At 69.6% G+C, this 24,902-nt stretch carries 23 protein-coding genes; 13 read left to right on the top strand and 10 right to left on the bottom strand.

All coding sequences use genetic code 11. From position 1 onward, the window contains the following. Window positions 1-173 precede the first annotated feature (173 nt). Window positions 174-1,175: a hypothetical protein gene (locus ACTOQ3_RS34500; RefSeq protein ID WP_440087669.1), complete on the top strand. Its 1,002-nt coding sequence runs from the start codon at window positions 174-176 to the stop codon at window positions 1,173-1,175. 62 nt (window positions 1,176-1,237) lie between these two features. Here ACTOQ3_RS34500 and ACTOQ3_RS34495 read toward each other — a convergent pair whose 3' ends face one another. After that, complete coding sequence (locus tag ACTOQ3_RS34495; protein WP_440087668.1) at window positions 1,238-2,392, bottom strand: alkaline phosphatase PhoX; 1,155 nt, start codon at window positions 2,390-2,392, stop codon at window positions 1,238-1,240. 198 nt (window positions 2,393-2,590) lie between these two features. Here ACTOQ3_RS34495 and ACTOQ3_RS34490 point away from each other — a divergent pair, with 198 nt between their 5' ends. After that, entirely contained in the window at window positions 2,591-3,187 is a 597-nt protein-coding gene (locus ACTOQ3_RS34490; RefSeq protein ID WP_440087667.1) for a TetR/AcrR family transcriptional regulator C-terminal domain-containing protein, read from the top strand. Between the two features lie 80 nt (window positions 3,188-3,267). Here ACTOQ3_RS34490 and ACTOQ3_RS34485 read toward each other — a convergent pair whose 3' ends face one another. Continuing rightward, complete coding sequence (locus tag ACTOQ3_RS34485; protein WP_440087666.1) at window positions 3,268-3,498, bottom strand: hypothetical protein; 231 nt, start codon at window positions 3,496-3,498, stop codon at window positions 3,268-3,270. A gap of 380 nt (window positions 3,499-3,878) precedes the next feature. On the opposite strand from ACTOQ3_RS34485, the gene ACTOQ3_RS34480 reads away from it, so the two are divergent. Further along, a complete protein-coding gene (locus ACTOQ3_RS34480) occupies window positions 3,879-4,736 on the top strand; it encodes a helix-turn-helix domain-containing protein (RefSeq protein ID WP_440087665.1) in 858 nt (285 codons plus the stop codon). Between the two features lie 5 nt (window positions 4,737-4,741). Further along, window positions 4,742-4,984 carry a DUF397 domain-containing protein gene (locus tag ACTOQ3_RS34475; RefSeq protein ID WP_440087703.1) on the top strand — a complete coding sequence of 81 codons (243 nt, stop codon included), beginning with the start codon at window positions 4,742-4,744 and terminating at the stop codon, window positions 4,982-4,984. Window positions 4,985-5,149: 165 nt separating this feature from the next. On the opposite strand, the gene ACTOQ3_RS34470 is transcribed toward ACTOQ3_RS34475, so the two are convergent. Then, entirely contained in the window at window positions 5,150-5,974 is an 825-nt protein-coding gene (locus ACTOQ3_RS34470) for a DUF6461 domain-containing protein (protein ID WP_440087664.1), read from the bottom strand. Window positions 5,975-6,168: 194 nt separating this feature from the next. Between ACTOQ3_RS34470 and ACTOQ3_RS34465 the strand changes: the two genes are divergently transcribed. Next, window positions 6,169-6,669, top strand: coding sequence for a GyrI-like domain-containing protein (locus ACTOQ3_RS34465; protein WP_440087663.1), 501 nt, complete (start codon window positions 6,169-6,171; stop codon window positions 6,667-6,669). Between the two features lie 422 nt (window positions 6,670-7,091). After that, complete coding sequence (locus tag ACTOQ3_RS34460) at window positions 7,092-8,321, top strand: S1 family peptidase (protein WP_440087662.1); 1,230 nt, start codon at window positions 7,092-7,094, stop codon at window positions 8,319-8,321. A 52-nt stretch (window positions 8,322-8,373) separates the two neighbouring features. On the opposite strand, the gene ACTOQ3_RS34455 is transcribed toward ACTOQ3_RS34460, so the two are convergent. After that, window positions 8,374-9,180 (bottom strand): hypothetical protein, encoded by an 807-nt coding sequence (locus ACTOQ3_RS34455; RefSeq protein ID WP_440087661.1) that lies wholly within the window; start codon window positions 9,178-9,180, stop codon window positions 8,374-8,376. Between the two features lie 208 nt (window positions 9,181-9,388). Here ACTOQ3_RS34455 and ACTOQ3_RS34450 point away from each other — a divergent pair, with 208 nt between their 5' ends. Continuing rightward, on the top strand, window positions 9,389-10,168 hold the full coding sequence (locus ACTOQ3_RS34450; protein WP_440087660.1) for an arylamine N-acetyltransferase family protein: 780 nt from the start codon (window positions 9,389-9,391) through the stop codon (window positions 10,166-10,168). Between the two features lie 56 nt (window positions 10,169-10,224). Here the strand turns inward: ACTOQ3_RS34450 and ACTOQ3_RS34445 are convergent, their stop codons facing one another. Further along, window positions 10,225-10,386, bottom strand: a complete 162-nt coding sequence (locus ACTOQ3_RS34445) for a hypothetical protein (protein ID WP_440087659.1) — start codon at window positions 10,384-10,386, stop codon at window positions 10,225-10,227. Between the two features lie 101 nt (window positions 10,387-10,487). Continuing rightward, on the bottom strand, window positions 10,488-12,266 hold the full coding sequence (locus ACTOQ3_RS34440) for an ABC transporter ATP-binding protein (protein WP_440087658.1): 1,779 nt from the start codon (window positions 12,264-12,266) through the stop codon (window positions 10,488-10,490). A 78-nt stretch (window positions 12,267-12,344) separates the two neighbouring features. On the opposite strand from ACTOQ3_RS34440, the gene ACTOQ3_RS34435 reads away from it, so the two are divergent. Next, complete coding sequence (locus tag ACTOQ3_RS34435; protein ID WP_440087657.1) at window positions 12,345-12,767, top strand: MarR family winged helix-turn-helix transcriptional regulator; 423 nt, start codon at window positions 12,345-12,347, stop codon at window positions 12,765-12,767. 333 nt (window positions 12,768-13,100) lie between these two features. Here the strand turns inward: ACTOQ3_RS34435 and ACTOQ3_RS34430 are convergent, their stop codons facing one another. Continuing rightward, on the bottom strand, window positions 13,101-14,228 hold the full coding sequence (locus tag ACTOQ3_RS34430) for an amidohydrolase family protein (RefSeq protein WP_440087656.1): 1,128 nt from the start codon (window positions 14,226-14,228) through the stop codon (window positions 13,101-13,103). 168 nt (window positions 14,229-14,396) lie between these two features. Here ACTOQ3_RS34430 and ACTOQ3_RS34425 point away from each other — a divergent pair, with 168 nt between their 5' ends. Both ACTOQ3_RS34425 and ACTOQ3_RS34420 read left to right on the top strand, forming a co-directional pair. Beyond that, entirely contained in the window at window positions 14,397-16,469 is a 2,073-nt protein-coding gene (locus ACTOQ3_RS34425; RefSeq protein WP_440087702.1) for a M6 family metalloprotease domain-containing protein, read from the top strand. 380 nt (window positions 16,470-16,849) lie between these two features. Then, the gene (locus ACTOQ3_RS34420; RefSeq protein ID WP_440087655.1) at window positions 16,850-19,327 is read left to right on the top strand and encodes an NB-ARC domain-containing protein; all 2,478 of its coding nucleotides are present in this window, start codon (window positions 16,850-16,852) and stop codon (window positions 19,325-19,327) included. A gap of 32 nt (window positions 19,328-19,359) precedes the next feature. On the opposite strand, the gene ACTOQ3_RS34415 is transcribed toward ACTOQ3_RS34420, so the two are convergent. Beyond that, window positions 19,360-20,232: a hypothetical protein gene (locus ACTOQ3_RS34415; RefSeq protein ID WP_440087654.1), complete on the bottom strand. Its 873-nt coding sequence runs from the start codon at window positions 20,230-20,232 to the stop codon at window positions 19,360-19,362. Window positions 20,233-20,392: 160 nt separating this feature from the next. Here ACTOQ3_RS34415 and ACTOQ3_RS34410 point away from each other — a divergent pair, with 160 nt between their 5' ends. Then, the gene (locus ACTOQ3_RS34410; protein ID WP_440087653.1) at window positions 20,393-21,190 is read left to right on the top strand and encodes a tyrosine-protein phosphatase; all 798 of its coding nucleotides are present in this window, start codon (window positions 20,393-20,395) and stop codon (window positions 21,188-21,190) included. A gap of 100 nt (window positions 21,191-21,290) precedes the next feature. Here the strand turns inward: ACTOQ3_RS34410 and ACTOQ3_RS34405 are convergent, their stop codons facing one another. Together ACTOQ3_RS34405 and ACTOQ3_RS34400 are read right to left on the bottom strand one after the other, a co-directional pair. Continuing rightward, entirely contained in the window at window positions 21,291-22,364 is a 1,074-nt protein-coding gene (locus tag ACTOQ3_RS34405) for a Gfo/Idh/MocA family oxidoreductase (protein ID WP_440087652.1), read from the bottom strand. A gap of 66 nt (window positions 22,365-22,430) precedes the next feature. Further along, window positions 22,431-23,339, bottom strand: coding sequence for a proteasome assembly chaperone family protein (locus ACTOQ3_RS34400; RefSeq protein ID WP_440087651.1), 909 nt, complete (start codon window positions 23,337-23,339; stop codon window positions 22,431-22,433). A gap of 102 nt (window positions 23,340-23,441) precedes the next feature. Between ACTOQ3_RS34400 and ACTOQ3_RS34395 the strand changes: the two genes are divergently transcribed. Both ACTOQ3_RS34395 and ACTOQ3_RS34390 read left to right on the top strand, forming a co-directional pair. Further along, entirely contained in the window at window positions 23,442-23,834 is a 393-nt protein-coding gene (locus ACTOQ3_RS34395) for an ankyrin repeat domain-containing protein (RefSeq protein WP_440087650.1), read from the top strand. A 71-nt stretch (window positions 23,835-23,905) separates the two neighbouring features. After that, on the top strand, window positions 23,906-24,901 hold the full coding sequence (locus ACTOQ3_RS34390; protein WP_440087649.1) for a 4-epi-cubebol synthase: 996 nt from the start codon (window positions 23,906-23,908) through the stop codon (window positions 24,899-24,901). The last annotated feature ends 1 nt before the right edge of the window (window position 24,902 follow it).

The following is a 24,902-nucleotide window of genomic DNA, read 5'->3' as shown; positions in this document are numbered from 1 at the left end:
CGCCCGGACCTAGCGTCACCGCCATGACCGGAAACCCTCCCGACGACCGACGGCTCGCGACCCAGGCGGACCGGACGACCCGGATGTCCGAGACAGCCCGGACATCTCATGCGTCCCAGACGCCTCAGGCGGATCAAGCAGCTGAGGCGGCTGAGGCGGCTCGAACGGCTCCGGTGGCTCCCGGCGGGCGTCCGGGGACGTTACGGCGTATCGCGCCCGCCCTCGGGCTGTTCCTTCTCTCCCCGCTGGTCGCCGAGTACCTGCTCGGCAACGTCCCCTCGTCCGACATCTGGGGCCTGGTCATCCTCGCGCCGATGTACGGCGGCGGCGCGATCATCATCCGCGAGGTGGTCCGGCGCACCGGGCGCGGCTGGCCGGCGATCATCCTGCTGGGGTGCGCGTACGGCGTGCTCGAGGCGACCCTGATCGACCAGACCCTCTTCAACCCCGCCCCGCTGTTCGAGGGGGACGTCTCCCGCGCCGCCACCCTCATCCCGGCACCGGGTCTCAGCGCGACCAACGCCGTGGGGTTCACCGCCGGACACGTGATCTGGAGCATCGGCGTCCCGATCGCCCTCGTCGAGATCCTGGTGCCCCGCCGGGCCACCACCCCCTGGCTGGGCGTACCCGGCCTGATCGTCACCTGCGTCGTGTTCGTCCTCGGCTCCCTCGTTCTCTTCAGCGGCATCTACGACGACAGCGGATTCATGGCCTCGCCGCCGCAGCGGATCGGCGCCGCCGTCGTGGTCGCGCTCCTGGTCGTCGCCGCGTTCCTCGTCGGGCGGCGCCCCCGTCCGGTGACGGGCGGGCGGACGCCGGGGCCCTGGCCGGTGGGCGCGCTGGGGTTCGTCGCGTCCGCGGCGTTCTTCTTCCGTCCCGAGGACTGGTGGGGGGTCGCCGCGGGCATCGCGCTGCTCGCCGCGACGACGATCGTGATCAGCCGGTGGTCGCGACGCGAAGGCTGGGGCGCCGCGCACCGGCTCGCGCTGGCGGGCGGCGCGCTGCTGACCTACGCGCTCGGCGGCTTCCTCCTGCTCATGCTGCACGGCACCGCGAACACCGCCAACCTGATCGGCCAGGTGATCCTCGTCCTCGGCGCGCTCGCCCTCTTCCTCGTGGCCCGCCGGACCGTGCGCGGGACGTCCGGCACGCGAGGAACGGCCGGGGTGGGGTGACCCCGGGGCGTTCCGCGAGCGGCGCCCGGTGCCCGGCCCGGACGCCGTTCGGGGAGGAACCGTCAGGGCTGGGCGCGGAAGGGGCCGGTCACCTCGTAGGTGATGCCGCCGCTGCCGGTCGACGATCCCGAGGTGCCGCGCTGGGAGGAGAAGTACAGGCGCGAGCCGTCCGGCGAGAACGCGGGGCCGGTGACCTCGGAGGAGGACTGGCCGAGGACCCGCAGGAACGGCGCCACGACGCCCTCGGAGGTGATGACGTTGATCTCCATGTCGCCGCCGTCCTCGGCGACGAACAGGTCGCGGCTGTTGGGCGCTCCGGTGATGTTGTCCACGCCGGTCAGCGGGGCGGCGCCGCCGGTCACCAGCGAGTCGTCGTAGGCCAGGTCGAGGGTGGAGGCGGCGGTGTCGTACGCCCAGACCCGGTTGTCGCCCTTGGTGGTGAAGTAGCAGACGCCGCGGTCGTACCAGCAGCCCTCGCCGCCGTCGAAGTGCTTGGCCGCGCCGACCTGGCGCCGCGTCGCGGTCGGGAAGCCGTCGCGGTCGGGGATGTCCTGCCAGGTCACCGGGCCGGTGACCTGACCGGCCGGGGCGCAGAGCACCTGGAGCCTTCCGGTACGCAGGTCACCCCAGGTGTCGGGGACGAAGCGGTAGAAGCAGCCGTCGTCCTCGTCCTCGGTGAGGTAGACGACCTGCCGTACGGGGTCGCAGGCGGCGGCCTCGTGCTTGAAGCGGCCCATCCGGGTGCGCTCCTCGCCGGAGCGCCCGCCGGCGGGCCAGGTCTCGAAGACCCGGCCGAGCGCGATCTCCTCGCACGACAGCCAGGTGCCCCACGGGGTCGCGCCACCGGCGCAGTTGAGGTTGGTGCCGGACAGGATGCGGTACGCCGACGTGATGGAGCCGTCGGCGGCGAAGCGGACCGCGGAGGCCCCTCCGGCGAGCGGGATCTCGGAGTTGGACACGTAGATCCAGCCGGCGCCGTCGGGGAAGCACGCCCCGCCGTCCGGCGCCCAGTGCCAGGTGTGGCCGGCGACCCGCTGCCCGGATCGGGCGATCACCCGGCTGGTGAACCCCGGCGGGAGCTGGATGCCGTTCGCGTCCGCGGCGAGCAGGCCGCCGTACGGGCTGGGTCCTGGCTGGGCGACGGCGCCGAAGGCCTGCCCCCACAGCGCTCCGGAGAACGCCGCGCCCCCGCCTCCGATGACAGCAGCGCGTAACACGGTCCGACGATCCATCGTTGCCTCCGGGTTGGCCGATACATGGTCATCAGCCGGAACGTAAATCGCTCAGGCGACCTTCGCCACCCCTTGGCGTGAACACGAGGTGATCTTCTGGAGCCCGGCTCGCGAGGATCCGCGGTCCGAGCGCCTCTGGCCAGGTGAAGTTATCGTCGATAACAAGACGTGGGGAGGCAACGGATGCGACACACGCGCGCCACGGTGATGCGTACGGCGCTGCGGCTGCTCAACGAGGTCGGGCTCGACGGGCTGACCACCAGGCGGCTGGCGCAGGAGCTCGACGTGCAGTCACCGGCCCTGTACCGCCACTTCGGCAGCAAGCGGGAGCTGCTCGACCACATGGCCGCGGCCATGGTCGAGGACGCGTTCGCGCACCTGGCCCGCCCGGGACCGGGCCAGGACTGGGCCGGCTGGCTCGCCGAACGGGCGCGGGCACTGCGCCGGAGCCTGCTGACCTACCGCGACGGCGCGCGGCTGCACATCGGCACCCGGCCCGTCGGGAACCAGGTCGCGACCTCCAACCTCGTGATCGACGTGCTCGGTGAGGCGGGCTTCCCCCCGGCGGACGCCCGGCGGGCCGTCCTGGTCATCAGCCGCTACACCGTCGGGTGGGCCGTCGAGGAGCAGGCGGGCGCCGACCGCCCGGCACCGGGGGAGTCCCGCGAGGCGGCCGACGCCGACTTCGAGTACGGGCTGAGCGCGATCCTGGCCGGTCTTGGCGCGAGCCTGGACGGTGTCAGCGCTGTTCGCGTGAGCCCGGACGGTGAGGCCCGCTGACGCGGTCCTCGTTCAGGCTTACGCGGCGCCGGGCGACCACCTGGCGCGGCCAGGCCGTCGCCGCACAAGGACGTGGCCGATCAGTTGTCGGCCTCTCCGAGCCAGACGAGATCGGAGCGGAGCCGGTACGCGGCGCTGTCGGCGCTCCGCCAGCTGCCGAACCCCCGAGCGGTCACCCCGACGGTGGCCGCCTCCCCGCCCGGCAGGGCCAGCCCGTACGCCACCACCTCCGCGACGCCCTCTCCGTCGTGGTCGCCGAACTCCTGGACCAGCGCGAACACGCGGGGCAGGCCACCGGCCAGCGCCCGCACGTCATCTCTGGTAGGACCGGCATTCTCGGGAAAGGCGTCTCCTCCGCTTTCGTTTGCCGCCTCCGGCGAGCTCGTGCCGTGGTAAACAATCGGGTGGTCGGAACCGTTGAAGTGCTCCATCTCGGGTGTTTCCTTTCCGGCCGCCGGGACCGGGGCGGGCGTGGCCTCCAAGCGAAGCCCACCCTGGTCCCTTTTCTGTTTCTCGATGTTGACGTAACCCCATAACTCGTAATTGGTCGTCAACTGCCGTTTTTGTGTACTTACTGTGATCACTTGATTACTTTCGGTATAGTGGCACAACTGTAAGGGCTCGACAAGTTGTCCGACCTCATCGATTGGATCGCGCCTCGATGTGCGCGCCCAGCTCGGAAGGAATGGGTATGGCTGCTCCGAAGTGGATCACGTTGCGTTCCCAGTGGCTCGGTCAGCAGCTTCGGGAACTGAGGGAGGCCAACGATCTCCTCCTCAAGGATGTGGCCGAGTATCTGCAACGTGATCCGGGCACCATCAGCCGCTTCGAGTCCGGCGGATACCCCATTCGCAGACCCGACCTGTTCGCGCTCCTCGACCTGTATGGCGTCGCGGACGGTCATCGCCGTGAGGCGTTGCTGAAGCTGAGCCAGGAGGTCTGGCAGAAGGGCTGGTGGGACGGTTATGCCGGAGAGGTCGTCGGCTGGCTCATCGACTACGTCTGGCTGGAGTCACGAGCCAGGAGGATTCACACGTTCGACAACACGCTGCTACCTGGTTTGTTGCAAACCGAGGCTTATGCGCGTGCAGTGATCGCTGCGGCTGATTTCGACGTCGACGTCGAGCAGAGAATGCGCTGGCTCGAACTTCGCATGGCCCGTCAGGGGATCCTCAAGGGTGACGCTCCGCCGCGACTGTCGGTGATCGTCGACGAGGGGGTACTCCGGCGTCAGGTTGGCGGCTCGGAATGCATGGCGACACAACTCCGGCATCTGGCTGGATGTGCCGCCCAGCCGAACATCGAGGTTCGTGTACTCCCGTTCAGCGCCGGAGCGCATGCCAGTCCAACCGGTGCGTTCCGGATTCTCAAGGTTGAGGATCCTTTTCCCGAGGTCGCTTACGCGGATACCGCGAAGGGTGCCATATATGTCGAATCGCCAGATACGGAACGCTTGGTGCAGACATACGATGAATTGCAGAAGCTCGCTCTCACATGTGAGGAGTCGGCCAAGCTGATCTCCGCGACGGCAGAGGAGTTGTTGAGGTGAACGTGATGAAAGGGCGTGAGGTGCCCGCCCCCGGTGAGCTGGCCGGTGTCGTTTGGCATGTCAGTACGCGAAGTGAGAACGGCGGTGGGAACTGCGTCGAGGCCGGGCCGCTGGGCGACGGCAGCGGGCGGGTCGCCGTACGTCACAGTCACCGGCCCGACGGCGAGGTGATCGTCTACACCCGCGCCGAGTGGGAGGCGTTCATCGGCGGCGTCAAGGACGGGGAGTTCGACTTCTCCGCCACGTGAGATACGTGACGGAGGCCTGGGTACGTCGTGGTGCGGGTGGCGTCACGAGCTGCCGCATGAACGTCTCCATGTCTCACGCCAACAAGCGATCATCGACCAAGACACGCTCGAACGGTCACGGGAGATGACCGGATACCGGGGCCGGAATAGGTGTCCGGTGGATGGTCAGACCGCGAGCGGGGTGGTGATGCGCCCGCCGAGAAGAGGCCCTTCGAGGTGGGCGGGAGTGAGCATGACACCGCTGACCCTCGATGCCAGGGCCAGGGCGGCGGGCAGGTGGTTGTCGATCTGATCGTCGGCCGCGGGGTCGATGCCGAGCTCACGCAGGTGATCGTCTAGGTGGCCGGGGTCGGCGCCCTCACGGGTACCTGGAAATCCCGGGTCGAAGGAGGTGTGGACCTGCCCGTCGGCGGCATGGGCGAAGCGGTGGTGGCCGTAGTCCTGGCGGCTGACCGCGATGGCCTGCCCGCCGTCTCGTGACAGCTCTCGGAGCATCTCGGGGCGCACCCCCTGCCAGCCCGACCTCTCCACCGCGACGGTCCACGCTCCGAGAGCGACCACCATGACGAGGTCACCCTGGCCGCCGGTCACCTCAAGACGCTCGTACACATCCTCGTCGGTGAGCGGCCCGACGTCCTGCGGTGCGACTCCGAACCGGCGCAGGACCTCACCTTCGTCCAGGCCCTCGACGAAGGTGAGCGTGTAGTTGGGGCCCAGCGTCCCGGAGTCGTCCTGCCAGGCGTAGTCGTCGGGGGTCGCGCGCCCGTCACCCGGTTCCCGGACGGTGGCGCGGACCAGCTCGACCCGGTCCGCGGCCGCGAGCGCGTCGGGATCGGCCACGAAGAAGGCGTCGATGACCTGGGAGTCGATACGACCACGCTCGCTGACGCTCAGCCCCTGGGTCTTTCCCCATTCGCGGACGCGTTGGCTCAGCTCCCGGTTGAGGACGAAGTACGACACGCGTAACGGGGAGACATCACGATCCGGCACGGAAGAGAACCTATCGGCGGGCGGGCGGGGCTTGTGGCGCTGCCTGCACAGCTCGCGTTCAGACCCTGTGAAGGGCTCGACCGAGGAGATGTGTTCACGCGCATCCGGAACGTCGACCCGGCACCGCCCGATGCGGCATAGTGATGCCGCCCGTGAGTAGCGGATGAGCGGCCGGCGTCGCAACGGAGGTACGGGTGGAGATCCTCGAGGGCCCCTCGGTCGACGTCAAGCCGGATCGGCACTGCGCCGGCATTCGGGTGGTCACGCCGTTCCGCGGCATGTTCGCCGTCCGGGACAGGCTCATGGAGGAGCTGTACGGCCGACTCGACGAGCGGGGCGTCGATTTCGGCCCCGCCTTCTTCCGCCTGCACGTGATCGACATGGCCGGCTCGATGGACGTCGAGGTCGGTGTCGTCACAGAGAAGCCGGTCGAGGGCGACGGCAGGGTGTGCCCCGATGTGCTGCCGGCGGGCCGGTATGCGACGCTGACCTACGTCAACCACGGTCGCCGGGCGAACCGTACCCTGATCGAGTGGGCGCGGGGACAGGGCCTGACGTTCGACTGCGTGGAGGACCCGGCCGGTGACCGGTTCGGCTGCCGGTACGAGGCCTATCTCACCGACCCGAGGTCCGAGCCGATGAAGACCCGCTGGCGCATCGAGCTCGCCATCCGCCTGGCCGATCAGCCTTCTTAGGAAAGCGTCACGATCGCTGCGAGGATCACCCGATCGGCAACGCGTCGCCACCCGTCGCCTCGCGGCCCAGCAGGCGCCGCTTCACCATGGCCCTGCACCGTCCATGAAAGCGCCGACCTGCTGGCCGCGCTCGCCGACGACGTGTGAAACCCCGGTGCCGAGCTTCGCGGTGACCGGATCTGATTTTGGGATCAGATTTACCGGGACAATCAGATCCAAATCTTAAGAAAGAATCTATGATCTCGTAACCTTCTCGGCGTCATCGCGACACTCGGCCATTCTTTTGGGGACAAATAAAAAGTTGCCTAGGTTGCCGCAGGAAACAATGGTGTCAATCTGTTGATAATCTCTGCGAAGTGTGATCGACTCGGCATTCATATCTCCATGAGATGAGGTTTACGATGCGATTATACGAACTTCCGATGCTGCTGCTCGTCCTCACACTCGTGGTCAGCAATACGGCCACCTCGGCGCATGCGCTCACGCTCTCGTCGGAAGATCCGCCAAAGCCTGGCGAACAGGTTGAGAAGGAGCCCTTCAGCTACCTCTCGCCCGAGACAAAAGAAAGGATGAACGCGCAGGAACTACTTCGGCGGGCAGCCGATCCGGTCATGGACGCCGTGCATTCCAGCACCAAAGACCTGGGATTCGCCGGACTCAAGCTGGAAGACGGCTTCGTTCGGCTCTGGTGGAAGGGGGACGTTCCCGCTCAGGTGGAGCCGGTTCTTGCCCAGGCGCGTCTGAGCGCTCCGGTGAAGGTGGATTCGGCCCGCTTCTCGCGGGAGGAACTCAGGAAAACCGCGGAGGCGATCAGGAAAGACCTTGTCGACAACCCCGGCGGGCCACTTCATGCCGTCGGCATAGAGTCCGACGGCAGCGGGGTCTACGTCGAGGCCGAGACCTCATACGCCAAGAGGGACCTCAGTAAGACATACGGCTCGCTTGACTCTTTCGTGCCCGTTGAGGTCAAGATCGCCAAGCGGGCGGTTCCTGCTGGACGCATGAACGACACCGCGCCGTTCTATGGAGGAATGCGTATTGTCAGTGACGACGGTCTGGCCTGCACCGCAGGATGGCCGGTGGCGGCGACGAGCAATCCCAGCTTTCAATATCTGCTCACAGCGGCTCACTGTACCGGCATGTATACGCACTGGCGAAACGGCGATCGCTCCGTGTACGTTGGTCAAACGCTCCTCGAAAGAACCGACCATGATTTGGCGCTGATTCATGTTCCAAACGGCGCGGCAAGGCACATGTGGGACGGTGGAGTGGTGGGAGGGTGGAACACCTCGGCCGAGTTCTCAAAGCGAATCGCGAGCTGGGGTCACGTATACGAAGGACAGTGGCTCTGCCACTCCGGGCAGAGGAGCGGTGCGGTCTGTGACTTCGAGGTCGTGACCAGCGGCGATTACGCCTACTGCGGTAACGATCCATACGGCAACTACGCGTGCCACTACGACCTGTTCCGTGCCAATCAGCTCTACGGGCAGGGGTCGCTGTCTGGTGACAGTGGAGGGCCGGTTTTCTACCCGGACACGGCCGGGTACGTTCACCCGGTCGGTGTGACATCCGGATCGACCTCGGGCAGCCTGATATTCCAGGATGTATATACCGCGCTGGCGGACTTCCCGATACAGCTGCGAGCCTACTGACGATTCGAGAGCGTGTGCGACCGGTAGTGAAACTCTGCCGGAAGCGGTGATCTCACGGTATTTCAACCGGCACGGGGTTACCTTGCTGATCGACAACGACCCTTCCCTCTAGCGGTCGATCGATTCGTACGGTTCCGCTCCTCAGTATTGCGAAAGCCGGCTGATCGCAGTCGGACTGCGCGGTACTCGATTCACCGGTAAAGATCACCACAGCGGACTGGAGCTGACCGGCTTCGAAATGATCGCCACCCGTCGAGCTGCCGCAGGCATTCGGACCGGCGATCATTTCGAAGGAAAGCGAAGTTTTCGACGTGTCCAGAGACACACTGACGATCGCCGATGATCGCCTTGTCTGACCAAGGCGCCAAAACGCGTCAGGGCTCACCGCCGGCCAGCTTACCGATCCTCCGTTGTCCGTATGGAAGCTCCACGAGGGAAGTGACAGCGAGCCCCTGTCTGTCATCCATTCCAATGGGTTCAGGCGCGCTTCGACGACGGTCATGGTCTCGCCGGGTAATTGTCGAAGCCGCTCAGAGAGGCGATCGAAAGCATCCGCTGCCGATATCTGAGTTAGGCTCACCCTGTCTCCGTGGAGGAGGATCTCCTGGCTCTTCGGCGGATCGTCGGATAGCTTCTCCCGCAAAGTGAACCGCGTTCCCGGCCTGGCGTTACCCACGGACTTGGGGAGATCGTCAACGATGACTATCGGGCGTGGATCTCGTGCGTACGGAAAATCACGCCATCGATCCGCTGCCGCGCGAGATTCACCACCCATTCCTGCCTGTCCGGAACAGGCCGTCACGAGCACAATCGCGGAGGACAACAGAATTATTTTTTTGATGGTATTGATGTCGCCCATGCTTGAAACGCTACTTCATGGTATGACATCACGCCAGTGTCAGATAAGTCATGACGTGCATCTCAAGATGCGGATGGTGTCCTGCGGCAACGAGCCTTTTAGTCCTGAGCGACGGCTTCTTTCGTCCGGTCGCGGCTCTCCGTCCGCGGGGTGGGCGTTTGCCGATGGCGGGATTCCGGCGGGCACCGGTACGTGGTTTGCTTGCCCCATGGACGAGTCGCAGATCACTCATTATCTGGACAGATTAGGTGTCACCCGGCCCGCGAAGCCGGATGTTGGGAGCCTGCGGGCCCTGCAGCTCGCGCACCTGAGAGCGGTGCCGTTCGAGAATCTGAGCATCCATCTCGGTGAGGCGGTCTCCCTCGAATCCGACGCGCTGTTCGACAAGGTCGTCGGCCGTCGTCGCGGAGGCTTCTGCTACGAGTTGAACGGGTTGCTCGCCGAGTTGCTGACCGGCCTCGGTTACCGGGTGACGCTGCTGGCCGCCAGGGGCTTCAGCGGCAGCGTGCCGGGGCCGCTCTTCGACCACCTGGTGCTCCGCGTCGATCTCGACGAGCCGTGGCTGGTCGACGTCGGGTTCGGCGACTTCGCCGATGAGCCATTGCGGCTCGACGAGCGCGCGGAGCAGAAGGACGGCGGTGGCGTGTTCCGGATCGCGCCCGCTCCCGGTGACCACGGCGACCGCGGCGATCTCGACATCACGCACAACGGCGACCCGGCCTACCGGCTGACCGCCCGGCCCTACGAGCTGGCGGACTTCGTCCCGATGTGCTGGTGGCAGACGACCTCCCCGCGGTCGCACTTCACCAAGGCGCCGGTCTGCTCGATGCGTACGGCCCGGGGCAGGACCACGCTCCACGACCGCAGGCTGATCCAGACCGTTGACGGCGAGCGCACCGAACGCGTCCTGGACGAGAGCGAGCTCCTGCCCGCCTACCTCGACCACTTCGGGATCACACTCGACCGGATCCCGTCCGCCGGGGCGTGACCTTCCGTTCCCGGCCCGCTCGGTGGCGAGCGGGAGAGGTGGTGGGCGACGCGGTGTCAGGCGCTCTGGCGGTCTTCGCTCCTGCTCGTGCGGATCTGCTGGATCCGCTGCTTGCTCAGCCCCAGTAACTCCCCGATGCCGGGGTCCGACAGGCCGAGCCCTGCCGGCTGGTCGACGCGGGCCTTCGCCGTTCTGGTGTAGTCGTCTCGTTCCACCACGCGCGGCAGACTATATCCCTTGCTTACCAGCGACAATGCCACTTGTCGCCATGTTCGTTATGGTGTGTCGCCCTTTTACGGCCGGTGGAACGTGACCTCGGTCAGGCGGAGGCGAGGGAGCGGTCGCGGTTGACGAGGGCGGCGTAGGGGCCGCCGACCACGAGGAGCTCGTCGTGGGTGCCGCGTTCGACGACGCGGCCGTGGTCGAGGACCGCGATCTGGTCGGCGTCGCGGATCGTCGACAGGCGGTGGGCGATCGTGATGGTGGTACGGCCGCGCGACAGGGCGTCCAGGGCCTCCTGGACGGCGCGCTCGGTCTGGGTGTCGAGGGCGCTGGTGGCCTCGTCGAGGATGAGCACGGGCGGGTCGCGCAGCAGGGTCCTGGCGATGGCCAGGCGCTGCTTCTCGCCGCCGGAGAAGCGGTAGCCGCGCTCGCCGACCACGGTGTCGTACCCGTCGGGCAGTGACGCGATGTGGTCGTGGATCCGGGCGGCCCGCGCGGCGGCGACGATCTCCTCGTCGGTGGCGGAGGGCTTGGCGAACCGCAGATTGTCGGCGATCGAGGAGTGGAACAGGTAGGTCTCCTGCGAGACGACGCCGACCGTCTCGGCCAGGGCCTCGAAGGTGAGGTCGCGCACGTCCACCCCGTCGATCGTGACCCGGCCGCTCGTCACGTCGTACAGGCGGGGCAGCAGGTAGCTCAGCGTGGTCTTGCCCGAGCCGGTCTCACCGACCACGGCCAGGGTGGTGCCCGCGGGAACGGTCAGGTCGACGTCCGAGAGGGTCGGGGCCTCGCCGTAGGAGAAGCCGACGTGCTCGAAGCGGATCTCGCCGCGTACGGTCTCCGGCGTGCGGGTGCCGGGGTGGATGTCCACCGGCAGGTCCAGATACTCGAAGATCCGGCCGAACAGCGCCAGGGAGCTCTGCACGTCGACGCCGAGCCGCAGCAGTGACACGGCGGGCCGGAACAGGTTCATCTGGAGCGTGGTGAAGGCGACGACGGTGCCGATGGAGACGGCCGAGGTCAGCCCGGTGGCCCAGTAGATCACCGCGGGCATGGCCGCCATGATGATCTGGATGGTGGACTGCCGCCAGCGCCCGGCCATGCTGGAGCGGACCTCCAGGTCGGCCAGCTCGTCCGAGGCGGTGGAGAACCGGCAGGTGAGCTCGGGGCCGCGGCCCATCGTCCGGCCCAGCAGGATGCCGCTGATCGACAGCGACTCCTGGACCATCGACGACAGGGCGGCCATCTTCCGCTGCCGCTCGGAGGTGATCTTCCTGCGTTCCCGGCCGACCCTGCGGCTGATCGCGACGAAGACGGGGAGCAGCAGCAGCGACACGATGGTCAGCCGCCAGTCCAGCACGAGCATCGCGATGATCGTCGCCACCACGGTGGTCAGGTTGGAGACCATCGAGGCCGCGGTGGAGGTGACCACCAGCTGCATGCCGCCGATGTCGCTGGCGATGCGCGACTGCACCTCGCCGGTCCGGGTGCGGGTGAAGAAGGCCATGGACATGCGCTGCAGGTGGCCGTAGACGCTGGTGCGCAGGTCGTGCATGACGCGCTGGCCGACCCCGGTGGAGATCAGCGTCTGGACGACGTCGAGCACGCTGGTGACGACGGCGACCGCGACCATGCCGAGCGCGAGCAGCGTCAGCAGGCCGGTCCTGCCGTGCGGGATGGCGTCGTCGAGCACCGAGCGGAGCATGAACGGCGAGGCGAGCGAGACGAGCGAGGACAGCCCGATGAGGGCGCCCACGACGGCGAGGCGGCCCCGGTAGGGGCTGAACAGGCCGACGACGCGCCGCAGGGGCGCGCGGGGTTCGTCGTTCATGTCGGGTGTTTCGTGCCGTACGGCACTTCCGGTTTGTTCGGTCATGGAACTCCTTTGTGATGTTTACTCAAACAGAGGTTACCTCACATTCATTCCGGGCGGCACTGGGATAAGTTCGGCGCTGTGGAGACGGAACTGGCCGACCTGGTGCACGGTGTCGGCCATCGACTGCGGCGGGGGTACGGCGAGCGGCTCGGCCCGCTCGGCCTGAGCCCCGGCCAGGCGCGGGCGCTCAGGGTCATCGTCGACTCCGAGCCGCCGCTGAAGATGGTGCAGCTCGCCGAGAGGCTGCGGATCGTGCCGCGCTCGGTGACCCCGGTGGTCGACGCCCTGGAGGAGGCCGGACTGGTCCGCCGCGAGGTCGACCCCGCCAATCGCCGCTCCACCCTGCTCGTGGTCACCGGCGAGGGCCGTGAGCGGTACGAGCGGGTGCGCGAGGCGCGCAGGCGGGTGGCCGAGGAGCTGTTCTCGGTGCTCACCGCCGAGCAGCAGGACCGGCTCAGGGAACTGCTGGGCACGGTCGACGCCAGTCCTCCTGGCCACTGACCCACTGACCCGCTGACCCGCCGACCCGCCGACCGCCCAGGACTCGGGCGGCGGCCCGGTGCCCGGTGCGAGGGCGAACGCCGCAGGCCGTTCGGGGACGGAGCGCGAGGCCGTCGAGGTCCTTCTCCGATTTTCTCGTACGGGGAGAACGGGACCCGTTGAATCAGTCCGATTTCATCACGACGGGTGTTTCCTTAATGATCACCGCATGAGATGTGTTTTCCGCCATGTCCCATTGTCTAATCCTCGCGGGAATTCGAAGAGGGGACGCGGCGGATTCGCCGGACGGCTCCGGGCGAATCGCGAACCGTGAACGGCGGGGGCGGGCGGCGGTCAGGCCGGACGTCTGCTCTTCGCGTCACCGGTGTTCACGGTGTTCACGGCGTCACCGGCGCCACTGGTGTCCCCGGTGTCCCCGGTGTCCCCGGCGTTCGCGGTCTCGTCGAGGCGCCAGCGCGGCCGGCCGCCCACGAACGTGGCCACGCACCGGCCCGGCCCCTCGTGCAGCAGGAGGGTGTAGGCGTCCCGCTCGCCGGCCTCGCCGGCCTCCACGGCGAAGACGGCGAAGTCCGCGCGGCCGCCCCGGTCCAGGGAGCCCAGGCGGCCGGGGCCCTCGGCCATGCCCAGTGCCCGCGCGCCGCCCAGCGTCACCGCCTCGACCAGGAGCCGGTCGTGGCCCGGCGCGTGGGAGAGCGCGCGGGCGACCGACAGCGGGTCGCCGCCCGTACGGGTGCCGACGGCGATCGCGCTCCCGCCGTCGAGGAGACCCTCGGCGGCGAACGGCGACGAGATGGCGATCACCGTGCCGCGGGCTCCGAGGAGCTTGCGGTCGGCCTCGTCCAGCGGGCCGGAGATCGCGACGTGGCAGCCCGCGCCGAGCACTCCCACCTCGTCGAGGAACCCGACCGGGTGGCGGCCGGGCTCGGCGTGCAGGCGGAGCCCGAACGTCCGTGACAGGACGGCCAGGTCCTCCATGACGTGGGGGTCGGGGGAGTGGGCGGCGATGCCGATGACGCCCGGGTGGTCGACCTCGCGGATCGCGGTGATCAGCCGGTCGCGCCCCTCGTCCTCCCAGCTCTCCTCGTCCTCGCAGCGGGTCTCCAGGTAGGTCACGCCGCCCAGCCCGGCCTCGCCGAGGGTGGAGGCGGCGTCGAGGTCCGCGGCGACGCCTCCCGCCGCGGTGACGCCGTGCGCGGACGGCGTGGCGGAGGCCCTGTCGAGGCGGAGATGCGCGTCGATCAGCCCCGGCACGATCATGCCCGGCCAGCGGGTCGGGGACAGGAGGGGGTGGGCGGCCTCGATCTCGGCGCGCGGCCCGACCCGGACGATCCGGTCGCCCCTGACGACGATCGCCCCGTCCCTGATGGGAGGGCTCGCGACGGGCAGGACGAGGGGGGCGCAGTGAACGGAGACGATTCCCCGGGGGCGCGTGCCGATGATCCGCCCGGCACGCGTCGACATAGGCACTCCTGTAAGTTCGTCCCCTTTGGAGAGGTTAAGGGGAGTGACGGTAGATCTCAAATGCATCTCCGGCCAAGGACTCCCCACCTTCTGACAGAAGAATGTTGATCTATCTGAAAACGGTCTATACCGTCTTTTAACGTGATAGGACCCCCCAGGTTGCTGAAAGTGTTGCTCGCCGCGATCGTGCTGATCCCCATCGGGCTCACCTCCGTTCCCGCCTCCGCCGACCCCGCCCCCGAGCCCGAACACCCCTGGCGCCTGGACCACTGGCCCCGGACCCAGCCCTGGCAGAAGGACGCCCCCGAGGCCGGGACCGCGCGGCGCGCCGACCCCGGCGGCCCGGCACCGATCGACCCGCAGAACTGGAAGAACCCGGACCACATGACGTGGGCCGACTACCGCAAGCCCCCCGGCACCAACTGGGCCGACCCCGCGGTCAAGGGGTCCAAGCGCACCTTCCGCGGCGCGCTCGTCCTGGCGGACTATCCCAACCAGCCGTTCGTGGTCACCCAGCCCCAGGGCTCGACCGTCTTCAGGAACCCCAGCGCCGAGGCCCACGACATCCCCCGCGACCAGGTCGCCCAGTTCTACAAGGACTTCCTCAACACCCCCAACGAGCTCAACCGGGGCCACACCATCCACGAGTACTGGATGGAGGACTCGGGAGGCCGCTACGGCGTGGAGCTGACCGCGTTCGGCCCGTTCCGGATGCCGGGCAAGTCGCACGAGTACGCCATGGAGTTCCAGGGGGGCACGGCCTGCCCGGCCGGCGACACCTGCACCCGGAACATCAGGACCGACGCGCGGGCGGCGTGGGTCGGCTCCGTCGGCCAGGAGATCCCGGCCGGCTTCGACTTCGTCTTCTACCTGAGCGCGGGCCAGGACGAGTCGGCCACCTGGCAGGAGTTCGGCCCGATCAAGTTCCCGACCAAGGAGGCGGTGACCGACGACTTCGGCCCGCCCGACCCGGCCCTGCCCAACTGGGCCAGGACCCGCTACGTGGAGTGGACGTCCTGGGCCTCGGCCTCGTCCATCTGGCCCAACGCCGGGGGCGGCTCCTCCACCCAGGCCGAGAGCTCCGGGCAGGGCGTCTACGCCCACGAGCTCAGCCACATCCTCGGCATCGGCGACAACTACAACAACCCGTTCGGGGTGCCACCGCGCCGGGCGTACACCGGCATCTGGGAGATGCTCAGCCGGGGCAGCTTCAACGGCCCAGGCGGCCCGCACAGCCGCTGGCTGATCCCGCCCACCTCGGGCGGCTCGATGGGCGCCCAGCACATGCTCCGCAACAAGATCAAGCTGGAGATGGTGGACGAGGCCAACGTGCTGCGCCTGTCCAGGGAGGCGCTGGCCGAGTCGGGTCTCGTCGTGGCCAAGGTGACGGCCCGGGTGGCCCAGCCGGGACCCACCGGCCTGTCGGGGGTCAACATCGCCTTCGGGGACGGCGACCGCGCCCCGGCCTGTGACACGAACACCGACCCGTTCTGCGACGGCGGCGGCTACGACAACTACACCGTCGAGGTCGTGGACAGGATGGGCGCCGACTCCTTCACCCCCGACTCCGGCGTGCTGCTGGCCAAGACCAAGAACGAGGACCGGGCGCCGTTCGAGTGGGTCGTCGACGCCAACCCGCAGGACATCGGCATGACCGACTACGTGCTGCCGGACGGTACCGCCGTGCCCATCACGGTCGGCGACTACCGCCAGCTGTCGGACGCGCTGTTCCACGCGGGCACCGGCTCGGGCTCGGAGTTCGAGTACGTGGACCAGGCCAACCGGCTCCACTTCTACGTCCTCGACCTCAAGCGCGACCGCAAGGGCATCCTGTCGTACACGGTGGCGATCCGCTCCCTGGACGGCGCCGGGCCGAACAAGCGCGGCGTGAAGGTGCTCCCGTCCGTCGGCGTCCCGTCAGGAAAGGACCTGACGTCCTGCCGCTTCCCGCTGTTCAACACCGGCAGGGCCGCGCAGGCGCGGGGGCAGCACCCCGAGGACGTGAGCGCCTATCTCAAGGGTGACGTCTACCGGCTCTCGGCGACCGTCGACGGCCGCGGCTGGACGGCCTCGCTGCCCAACGAGCTCGCGACCGCCGACTCCGGCGAGAACACCGTGGTCACCGTGAACGCCCGGCGCGGGTCGGGAGGCGCCCACCTCGCCAAGGTGACCCTGACCGCCACCTCCGAGAGCGACCCGTCCAAGACCGCCAAGGCGACCTGCCTCGCGCTGGGGCGGTAGGGCGGCGAAAGGCCGGACACGTCACCCGGGCGCCGTGGCAGGGCCCGGGTGACGTGAAGGGCACTTCGCGCGAGGGCGCCCGCGACCCCCGTGAGAGGCGCGCCCGCGCGGAGGACGCCCCGGAAAGAGGCGTCCGGGAGAAGCGGGTCCACCCGCCGGCGGCCGTGGAGGCACGCGGCCACCGGCATTGCATCTGGTTGAATCAATCATGGGAGAACGCGCCGGCCGGGACGGGGACCGCGGCGTGCCGTGGTCTTCGCCGAGGGGTGTGGATGGCCGGGCCGTCGAACGTACCTGACCAGCATGGTTCGAAACCGCCGAAACCGCCGAGACGCAGGATCCCGCTGGCGGCGCCCGCCGCGGCCGGCCTCACCGCGGCCGTGGCCAGTATCCTGGCGACCTCGCTGGACGTGTGGGACCTGCCCACCGAGGCCAAGGTCGGCGTCACCGCGGTCGCCGGTCTCCTGGTCGGCCTGCTCACCTGGGCGACGGCCGGTTCGCGGTCCGGGGAGCGGGACGCCGGTGCCGCCGGGACGCCGTGGCGCCCGCCCGACCAGTGGCCGCCGGTCTCCGCGCACTTCACCGGCCGTACCGAGTCGCTGGCCGAGCTGCGCGAGGTCTTCGCCGAGCGCCGCCGCGCCCGGGACCAGGCGGGGAGCGCCTCGCCGCTGGTCGTCTCGGTGTACGGCAGGGGCGGGGTGGGCAAGTCCATGCTCATCGCGAGGTTCGGGCACGAGATCGCCGGCAGCTTCCCCGACGGGCGTCTCTACGCCGACCTGCGCGGCGAGGTGGAGGCCCCGGTCGTTCCCGAGGAGGTGCTGATCGGCTTCCTGCGCGCGCTCGGCGTGCGGCTCACCACCGACCCGGGCGGCCTGGCCGAGCTGCGCACGCTCTGGCTGACCTGGACCAAGGGCAGGCGCATCCTGATCTGCCTGGACAACGCCCACGACGGCGACCAGGTCAAGGACCTGATCCCGGCCGAGGCCGGCTGCGCGGTGATGGTCACGTCGAGGCAGCCGCTGTTCCTGCTCAACACCTACGACAAGCGGCTGTCGGTGTTCAGCGAGGCGCAGGGCGTCGAGCTGCTGGCGCGGCTGGCCGGGGACGACAGGGTCGCCGCCGACCTGGAGTCGGCCCAGGAGATCGTACGGATGTGCGACCACCTGCCGCTGGCCATCAGCATCTGCGGCGGGCGCCTGGCCACCCGGGAGAACTGGACCCTGCGCCGCCTCGCCGACCGGCTGAGGGACGAGCGCAGCCGCCTCAGCCAGCTGGAGATCGGCCGCAGGCTGGACAAGAGCGTGCGCGCCTCCCTGCAGCTGAGCTACGACGACTGCACCGGGCTCCAGCGCCGCCTGCTGCGGCTGCTCAGCATGGTCAGCGCCCCCGACGTGCCCGGCTGGGTGGCGGGGGAACTGCTCGCCACCTCCGAACCCGAGGGCGCCGACCAGCTGGAGGCGCTCATCGACGCCCAGCTCGCCGAGTGCTCGGGCATCGACCTGTCCGGGGTGATGCGCTACCGGCTGCACGACCTCGTCAAGATCTTCGCCCGCGAGCTGGCACTCTCCGACGACGACGAGAACCACCGCAGGGCGGCCGTCGAGCGGGTCCTGTCCGGCTACCGCCGCCGCGCGGAGGCCGCGGCCGTGGCCCGCTGGCCCCAGGACTGGGGACGCAGGGCCAGGCCCACCGGCGCGGAGCCCGCCCCGGCGGCGACGCGTGAGCAGACCTCGGCGGCCGACTGGCTCAACGCCGAGCGGCTCACCCTGGTCGCCGCGATCGGCCAGGCCAGGAGCATGGAGATGTGGGAGCTGGCCTGGGGGCTCGGCCGGGCCTTCTGCTCGCTCTGCCACTCCCTGCGGGCCTACTGGTCCGACTGGCGGGCGGTCGCCGAGATCCTGTGCGAGGCCGCGGACCACATGGGCGACCCGCGGGCGGTGGGCATCGCGCTGCTGGACCGGTCGGCGGTGGCGGGCGGGCAGGGCGGCCACCGCAGCGCCATGAAGGACGCGGAACGGGCACTGGAGATCTTCATCGACCTCGGCGAGACCTGGTGGGCGGCGCGGGCGATGCGCGCGGTCGGCATGGCCCTGTTCAACGACGGCCACCTCGACCGCGGGCAGGGCCACCTGATCGGCGCCATCACCGCCTTCAAGGGTGAGGACGACCGCTGGTGGGTGGCCAGGACCCAGCGCAACCTCGCCGAACTCCGGCTCGCCCAGCGCAGGCCGAAGGAGGCGCGGGAGCTGCTGGAGGACGCCCTGTCGGTGTTCGAGCGCGACCGCAACCGCTACTCCGAGGCGCAGACGCTGCGCGCGTACGGCGAGGTGCTCGGCGCGACGGCCAGGGAACTGCACGCCGCCGGCGACGTCCGCGCCGCGGGTGAGGACTTCGCGAGGGCCGGGTTCAGCCTGGACCGGGCCGCCGAGATGTTCCGGATGCGGGGGGAGCTGTGGGAGGAGGCCAGGTGCCTGCGCGCGGCCGGGGAGGTCGGCAACCCGGCCAACGCGCTGCGCGAGCTCACCTACGTGCGCCGGGCCACCGAGATGCTCACCGCGCTCGGCGACTCCTGGGGCGTCGCCAGGTCCGAGCTGTCGGCGGGGCGCGCCCACGGGCGGCTCGGCCGCACGCGCGAGGCGCAGGAGTCGCTCCTGCGGGCGGTGCACGACTTCGGGGAGCTGGGCGACCGCTGGTGGATGGCGAGGAGCCTGCGCTACCTGGGGGAGGCCCACCTGGAGGCGGGGGACCGGGAGGCCTCGGTCTCCGTCCTGCGGCAGGCCCGGAGTATCTACCGCAGCCTCGGCAACCAGGCGGGGATGGACAGCACCCTGGAACTCCTGCGCCGCGCGGACGGCTGAGGCGTACGCGGGGCCGGGCGGGGCCGGGGGCGTCAGGACTCGGCGGCCGTCAGCAGGTGCCGGGCGGCGTCGCGCGCCTCGTCGATGCTCTCGTGGAACAGCTTCCTGACCTGCTGGGCCTGCTCGGTCAGGTGTTCCAGCCCGGGGAGGGCGAGCGCGTCCTCCGCGGTCTCCGCGACCAGCGCCTCGTACTGCGGGGTCCGCTCGGCGAGCACCTGGAGCTGCCGGTAGGCGCGGTAGACGCCGTCGGCCTTGCGGACCTGCCTGGCGTACTCCTCCAGCGCGCGGACCCGCCTGGTCAGTGAGATCTCGGCGATCTCCAGGGCCTTGACGTAGGGGGTGAAGGCCTCGGCCACCTCGGGCGGGGGCGCGCCCGGTACGAGCCGGTCGTGCTCGGCCTTCATGTCCGACAGCCGCACCAGTTTCCTGGCGATCTGCCAGGTCTGGTCGGGCAGGGTCACCGCGTTGTCGATCGTGTCGAGCAGGCGGGCTCGGTTGATCTCGGAGTTGAGGACCGTCTCGGTGGCGTCCTGCGTGCGGCGCAGCAGGTCACCGCAGTCGCCGTCGAGGTCCTCCGGCAGGATGAACCGGTCCTTGTGCTCCATGGCCACCCGGACGCGCCGCCGCTCCCGCCGGTTCTCGGGGTCGTCGCTCAGGCCGCGCAGCGCGGAGAAGGAGATCAGGACGAGGGCGGCGATGAAGCCTCCCGTGGCGCTCAGGCTCGCCATGAGCAGCAGGAGCCCGGCGATCGCGATGAGTTTGACGGGGTCGGGCCCGCCGCGGCGGGGGACCCGTCCCAGCCGGGCCGCGCGAAGTGCCTGCGGGCTGGCGCGTAAGACAGAGGAGACCGGGTCGGGCAGGGCCGGATCGATCAGCAGGTGCGGGGGGCGTCTCCTCGGATCCACGCGACCTCCTCGTGGCGGGGTACAGGCGGGTCCTTCCACTGTCCCTCATAGATAGAGATATGGCGCATTTACGGATGGCATATGAGGACATCGGTAATTACGGAAACCGGCGCCGGGTGTTAACTGCCCGGGCGTAAAGCGACGTATAAACTCGAAGGCGATGAACGACTTGACGCGTTGGATCGATCTTGAAGGTGCCGCCAACGTCCGCGACCTCGGCGGGCTCGCCACGGTGGACGGCGGGACCACACGCTTCGGCCGGATCTACCGGTCGGACAACCTGCAGGGGCTGACCGGGCGGGACGTCCGGCAACTCGTCACCGACCTGAAACTCCGCAACGTCGTCGACCTGCGCTCGGGCGCCGAGGTGCGCCTGGAGGGACCGGGACCGCTCACCGAGGTGCCGGAGGTGAACATCCACCACCACACCCTGTTCGCCGAGGGCGGCGTGTACACCGACGTCGAAGCCGACACCATCGAGGGCGACAAGGTGCTGCCCTGGACCGAGCGGGACGAGGAGGATCTCGCCGAACTCCGGGTGACCGGGTTCTACTACGGCTACCTCCGCGACCGCCCCGACTCGGTGCTGGCCGCGCTGCGCGCCATGACCCGCGACGAGGGGGCCGCCCTTGTCCACTGCGCCGCGGGCAAGGACCGCACCGGTGTCCTCTGCGCCCTCGCGCTCGAGGTCGCCGGCGCCACCCGCGAGGCGATCGTCGACGACTACGTCGCCACGGCCGACCGCATCGAGGGCATTCTGGTGCGGCTGCGCTCCAGCAACACCTACCGCACCGACCTCGACACCCGCCCGGCCGACGACCACCGCCCGAGGCCGGAGTACATGGAGCAGTTCCTGAGCGTCCTCGACGACCGGTTCGGCGGCCCGCTGGAGTGGCTCGCCTCGCACGGCTGGACCGAGGCCGACTCGCGGACCCTCCGCGCCCGCCTGCGCGACTAGCGGTTCTCCAGGACGAGCTCGCCCGCGCGTGGCGGTTCTCCGGCAGGACGGGCCCGCCCGTGCGAACCAGGGGTTCTCCGGGACGAGCCCGTCCGCTCGGCTAGCGGTTCTCCAGGACGACGACCCGGCGCTCCGCGGCCGAGCGCCGGGCGGCCTCCAGCACGGTGAGAGCCTCGACGACCTCCCCGGGGGCGACCGGCGGCGGGGCGCCCTCGCGCAGGCACGCCAGCACGGCCCGGTAGAAGCCGGCGTAGGCGCCGGGCTCCGTGGGGACGGCACGTACATCGCCACCGGGGCCACCGGAACCCGCGCCGCCGTCCGCGCCGAGGGTGCCCCACCGCTCGGCCGGCTCCTCGCCGAAGCCGGGGGAGGCGGGGGTCAGACCGGCGCGCAGCTGCTCCTCCTGCACGTCCAGGCCGTACTTCAGGTAGCCCGCCCGCGAGCCGAGCACCCGGAAGCGGGGTCCCAGCCGGGGAGTGACCGCGCTGACCCACAGGTGCGAGCGGGCCCCGCTCGTGTGGGAGACGGCGATGAAGGTGTCGTCGTCGGCGTTCACCCCGGAGCGGCGCACGTCCGACTCGGCGTAGACGTCGACGGCCGGGCCGAGCAGCCGCAGGGCCTGGTCGACCAGGTGGCTGCCGAGGTCGTACAGCAGCCCGGCGACCTCCTCGGTCCCGCCCGTCTCGCGCCAGCCGCCCTTCGGCACCGGCCGCCAGCGCTCGAACCGCGACTCGAACCGGGTGACCTCGCCCAGCTCGCCCGCCGCGACCAGGCGTCCGAGCGTGAGGAAGTCGCCGTCCCAGCGCCGGTTCTGGAACACGGTCAGCATCAGGCCCAGATCGCGCGCCAGCTCCGCCAGGGCACGCGCCTCCGCGGCGGTCGCGGCCAGCGGCTTGTCCACCACCACCGGCAGGCCCGCCTTCAGCGCGGCCTCCGCCAGCGGGACGTGCGTGCGGTTGGGGGAGGCGATCACGACCAGGTCGACGGAGTCCCACAGCTCGGCCGCGTCCCGGACCGCTCGCGCGCCGTACTTCCCCGAAACCTCGGCGGCCCGCTCCGGGTCACCGGTGACGACCGCGGACAGTCTCAGGCCGGGCGTCGCGGAGATCAGCGGGGCGTGGAAGAACGCCCCGGCCACCCCGTACCCGACGAGGCCCACGCGCAGATCGGTCATCGCGCGGCCGAGGAGCCGGCGGTCAGGGTCTCGTACGGGCGCCCGGTCCCGTCCCCGGCGTGGAGGTCAGTCACCGCGCTGCTCGTCACGTTCGGCCAGGAACGCCTCGAACTGGGCGGCGAGCTCGTCGCCGGTCGGCATCTCCGAGGACTCGGCCATCAGGCTCTCGCGCTCGGAGCCCGCCGCGAACGCGTCGTACTGCTGCTCCAGGCCGGTGATGGCGGTGGACAGCTCCTGGGAGGCCTGGATCTGCTCGGCGATCTCGGCGTCGGTCTTCTCCGCGGCCTCGCGCAGGCCCTCCAGCGGGAACACCAGCCCGGTGCTCCTGGTGACCGCCTCCAGCGCGGTCACCGCGGCCGACGGGTATTCGGCCTGGGCCAGGTAGTGCGGCACGTGCACGGCGTAGCCGAGGGCGTCGTGCCCCTTGGCGCCGAGCCGGAACTCGATCAGCGAGGCCACGCTGCCGGGCACCTGGACCTTGCCGAAGGCGCTGGTCTGGCCGGTGACCAGCTCGGGGCGGCTGGCGTGGCCGGTGACGCCCAGCGGGCGGGTGTGCGGGACGGCCATCGGGATGCCGTGGATGGTCACCAGCCTGCCGACGTTCAGCCGGGTGACCAGCGTGCCGACGGCGGCGGTGAACAGCTCCCACTCCCGGTCCGGCTCGGGGCCGCTGAGCAGCAGGAACGGGGTTCCGGTGGTGTCGTGCAGGAGGTGCAGCGACAGCTCGGGGCTCTCCAGGTCCACCCAGTGGTCGGTGTCGAAGGTCATGGTGGGCCGCCGGGAGCGGTAGTCCAGCAGACGGTCCACGTCAAAGGTCGCGACGACCCGGTGCTCCAGCTCGTCGAGCAAGTGGGTGATGGCGAGCCGCCCGGCGCCGCCCGCGTCCACGAACCCGTCGAAGTGGTAGAGCAGCACCGGATCGGTCAGCTCAGGGACGTCTCCGCTGAGCCGGTAGAGATCCGTCGGGTCGAACACCGTTTTCCAGCCTTTCGTCGGTCGTCTCTTCAGCTCAACCCGCGGGGGGTCCGCTGAATTCCGCCTACCCTCGGCGATCACACGGCACCCTACCGGGGCACAATGGGTCACATGCAGTCTGACCCTGAGCTGGAGGAGTTCGCGACCCGTCTGTTCAACCTGGCGAGGACCGGCGAGACGGAGCGACTCCGAGCCTACGTCGGAGCAGGGGTTCCGGTCGATCTCACCAACGACAGGGGCGACACCCTGCTGATGCTCGCCGCCTACCACGGCCACGCGGAAACGGTCCGGGCACTGACCGAGCTGGGCGCCGACCCCGGCAGGGCCAACGACCGCGGGCAGACGCCGCTGGCGGGCGCGGTCTTCAAGAAGGAACCCGACGTGATCAGGGCACTTCTGGAGGCCGGGGCCGATCCGCACGCCGGAACCCCCTCGGCGGCGGACGCGGCCCGCATGTTCGGCCAGCATGAATACCTGGAATGGTTCGCGCGATAACTCAGAAACCACGATATCCAGGTGTTTCCTGACGTATAGGAAAACGGGCCACCTTCAGCCATCCTGGGGGAGTGGGAACTACTACTAAGCGTAGGTCAGGCCTATCTCTCCGCATCCCCCCGTTACCCTGTCCCTTCCCCAGTGAGGTCAACCCCCATGTCGAGAGGGTCAACGCCGAGACCCTCGACTGGCTCGTCGACAGGGGCATCCTGGAGGACGCCGAGACCGTCGAGCGCTACCGTCAAGCCAAGTACGGCTGGCTGGGAGCCCGCACGTACCCCTATGCCGAACACCACACGCTCCGCCTGGCGACCGACTGGTGCGTGTGGCTGTTCGCCTTCGACGACGCCTTCTGCGAGTCGGGCCGCGGCGCCGGTGAGATAACCCGCGCCCTGCCCCGGCTCTTCACCGTCCTCGACGACCTGGAGGCAGGCCAGGAGGTCGACGACGTCTTCGCCGGGGCGCTCCTGGAGATCAAGACCAGGATCTCCACGTACGGCGACGACGACCAGCTCGACCGCTGGCGCGCCGTCACCAAGGACTACCTCTTCGCCCAGGTGTGGGAGGCCGCCAATCGCGAGGCCGACGTCGTGCCGAAGGTGGACGACTACATCTTCATGCGGCGCCGCACCGGCGCCATGCTCACCGTCTTCGCCCTCATCGACCTCGCCAGCGGATGCAGCCTCACCCCCGAGGAGTGGCGCCACCCCGACGTCAAGGCGATCACCGAGAGCGCCAACGACGTCGTCGTCTGGGACAACGACCTCATCTCGTACGCCAAGGAGAGCGACGGCGCCAACTCCCGCAACAACCTGGTGAGCGTGCTCGCCAGGCACCGGGGCTACTCGCGGCAGCAGGCCATGGAGGCGATCGGCGCCATGCGCAACCGGGCCATCGCCGACATGGTGGCGCTGCGCCCCTCGCTGGAGGCGCTCGGCTCCGAGGCGGTGCTCGCCTACGTGCGCGGCCTGGAGTTCTGGATCAGCGGCAGCGTCGACTACTCGCTGACCAGCTCCCGCTACACGGGCGCCTGGCAGCAGGAGGCGCCGAAGCCCCCCGCGGGATGAA

Source organism: Streptosporangium sp. LJ11, from assembly GCF_051918945.1.
Classification (GTDB): domain Bacteria; phylum Actinomycetota; class Actinomycetes; order Streptosporangiales; family Streptosporangiaceae; genus Streptosporangium.
This window is presented reverse-complemented; position numbering and strand designations above follow the sequence as displayed.

Excerpts from the sequence above, each read along its gene's own strand:
- ACTOQ3_RS34490 (WP_440087667.1), top strand. The coding sequence starts at position 2,591 with ATGCGACACACGCGCGCCACGGTGATGCGTACGGCGCTGCGGCTGCTC.
- ACTOQ3_RS34480 (WP_440087665.1), top strand. The coding sequence starts at position 3,879 with ATGGCTGCTCCGAAGTGGATCACGTTGCGTTCCCAGTGGCTCGGTCAG.
- ACTOQ3_RS34475 (WP_440087703.1), top strand. The coding sequence starts at position 4,742 with ATGAAAGGGCGTGAGGTGCCCGCCCCCGGTGAGCTGGCCGGTGTCGTT.
- ACTOQ3_RS34460 (WP_440087662.1), top strand. The coding sequence starts at position 7,092 with ATGCTGCTGCTCGTCCTCACACTCGTGGTCAGCAATACGGCCACCTCG.
- ACTOQ3_RS34455 (WP_440087661.1), bottom strand. The coding sequence starts at position 9,180 with ATGGGCGACATCAATACCATCAAAAAAATAATTCTGTTGTCCTCCGCG.
- ACTOQ3_RS34450 (WP_440087660.1), top strand. The coding sequence starts at position 9,389 with ATGGACGAGTCGCAGATCACTCATTATCTGGACAGATTAGGTGTCACC.
- ACTOQ3_RS34440 (WP_440087658.1), bottom strand. The coding sequence starts at position 12,266 with ATGACCGAACAAACCGGAAGTGCCGTACGGCACGAAACACCCGACATG.
- ACTOQ3_RS34430 (WP_440087656.1), bottom strand. The coding sequence starts at position 14,228 with ATGTCGACGCGTGCCGGGCGGATCATCGGCACGCGCCCCCGGGGAATC.
- ACTOQ3_RS34410 (WP_440087653.1), top strand. The coding sequence starts at position 20,393 with ATGAACGACTTGACGCGTTGGATCGATCTTGAAGGTGCCGCCAACGTC.
- ACTOQ3_RS34405 (WP_440087652.1), bottom strand. The coding sequence starts at position 22,364 with ATGACCGATCTGCGCGTGGGCCTCGTCGGGTACGGGGTGGCCGGGGCG.
- ACTOQ3_RS34395 (WP_440087650.1), top strand. The coding sequence starts at position 23,442 with ATGGGTCACATGCAGTCTGACCCTGAGCTGGAGGAGTTCGCGACCCGT.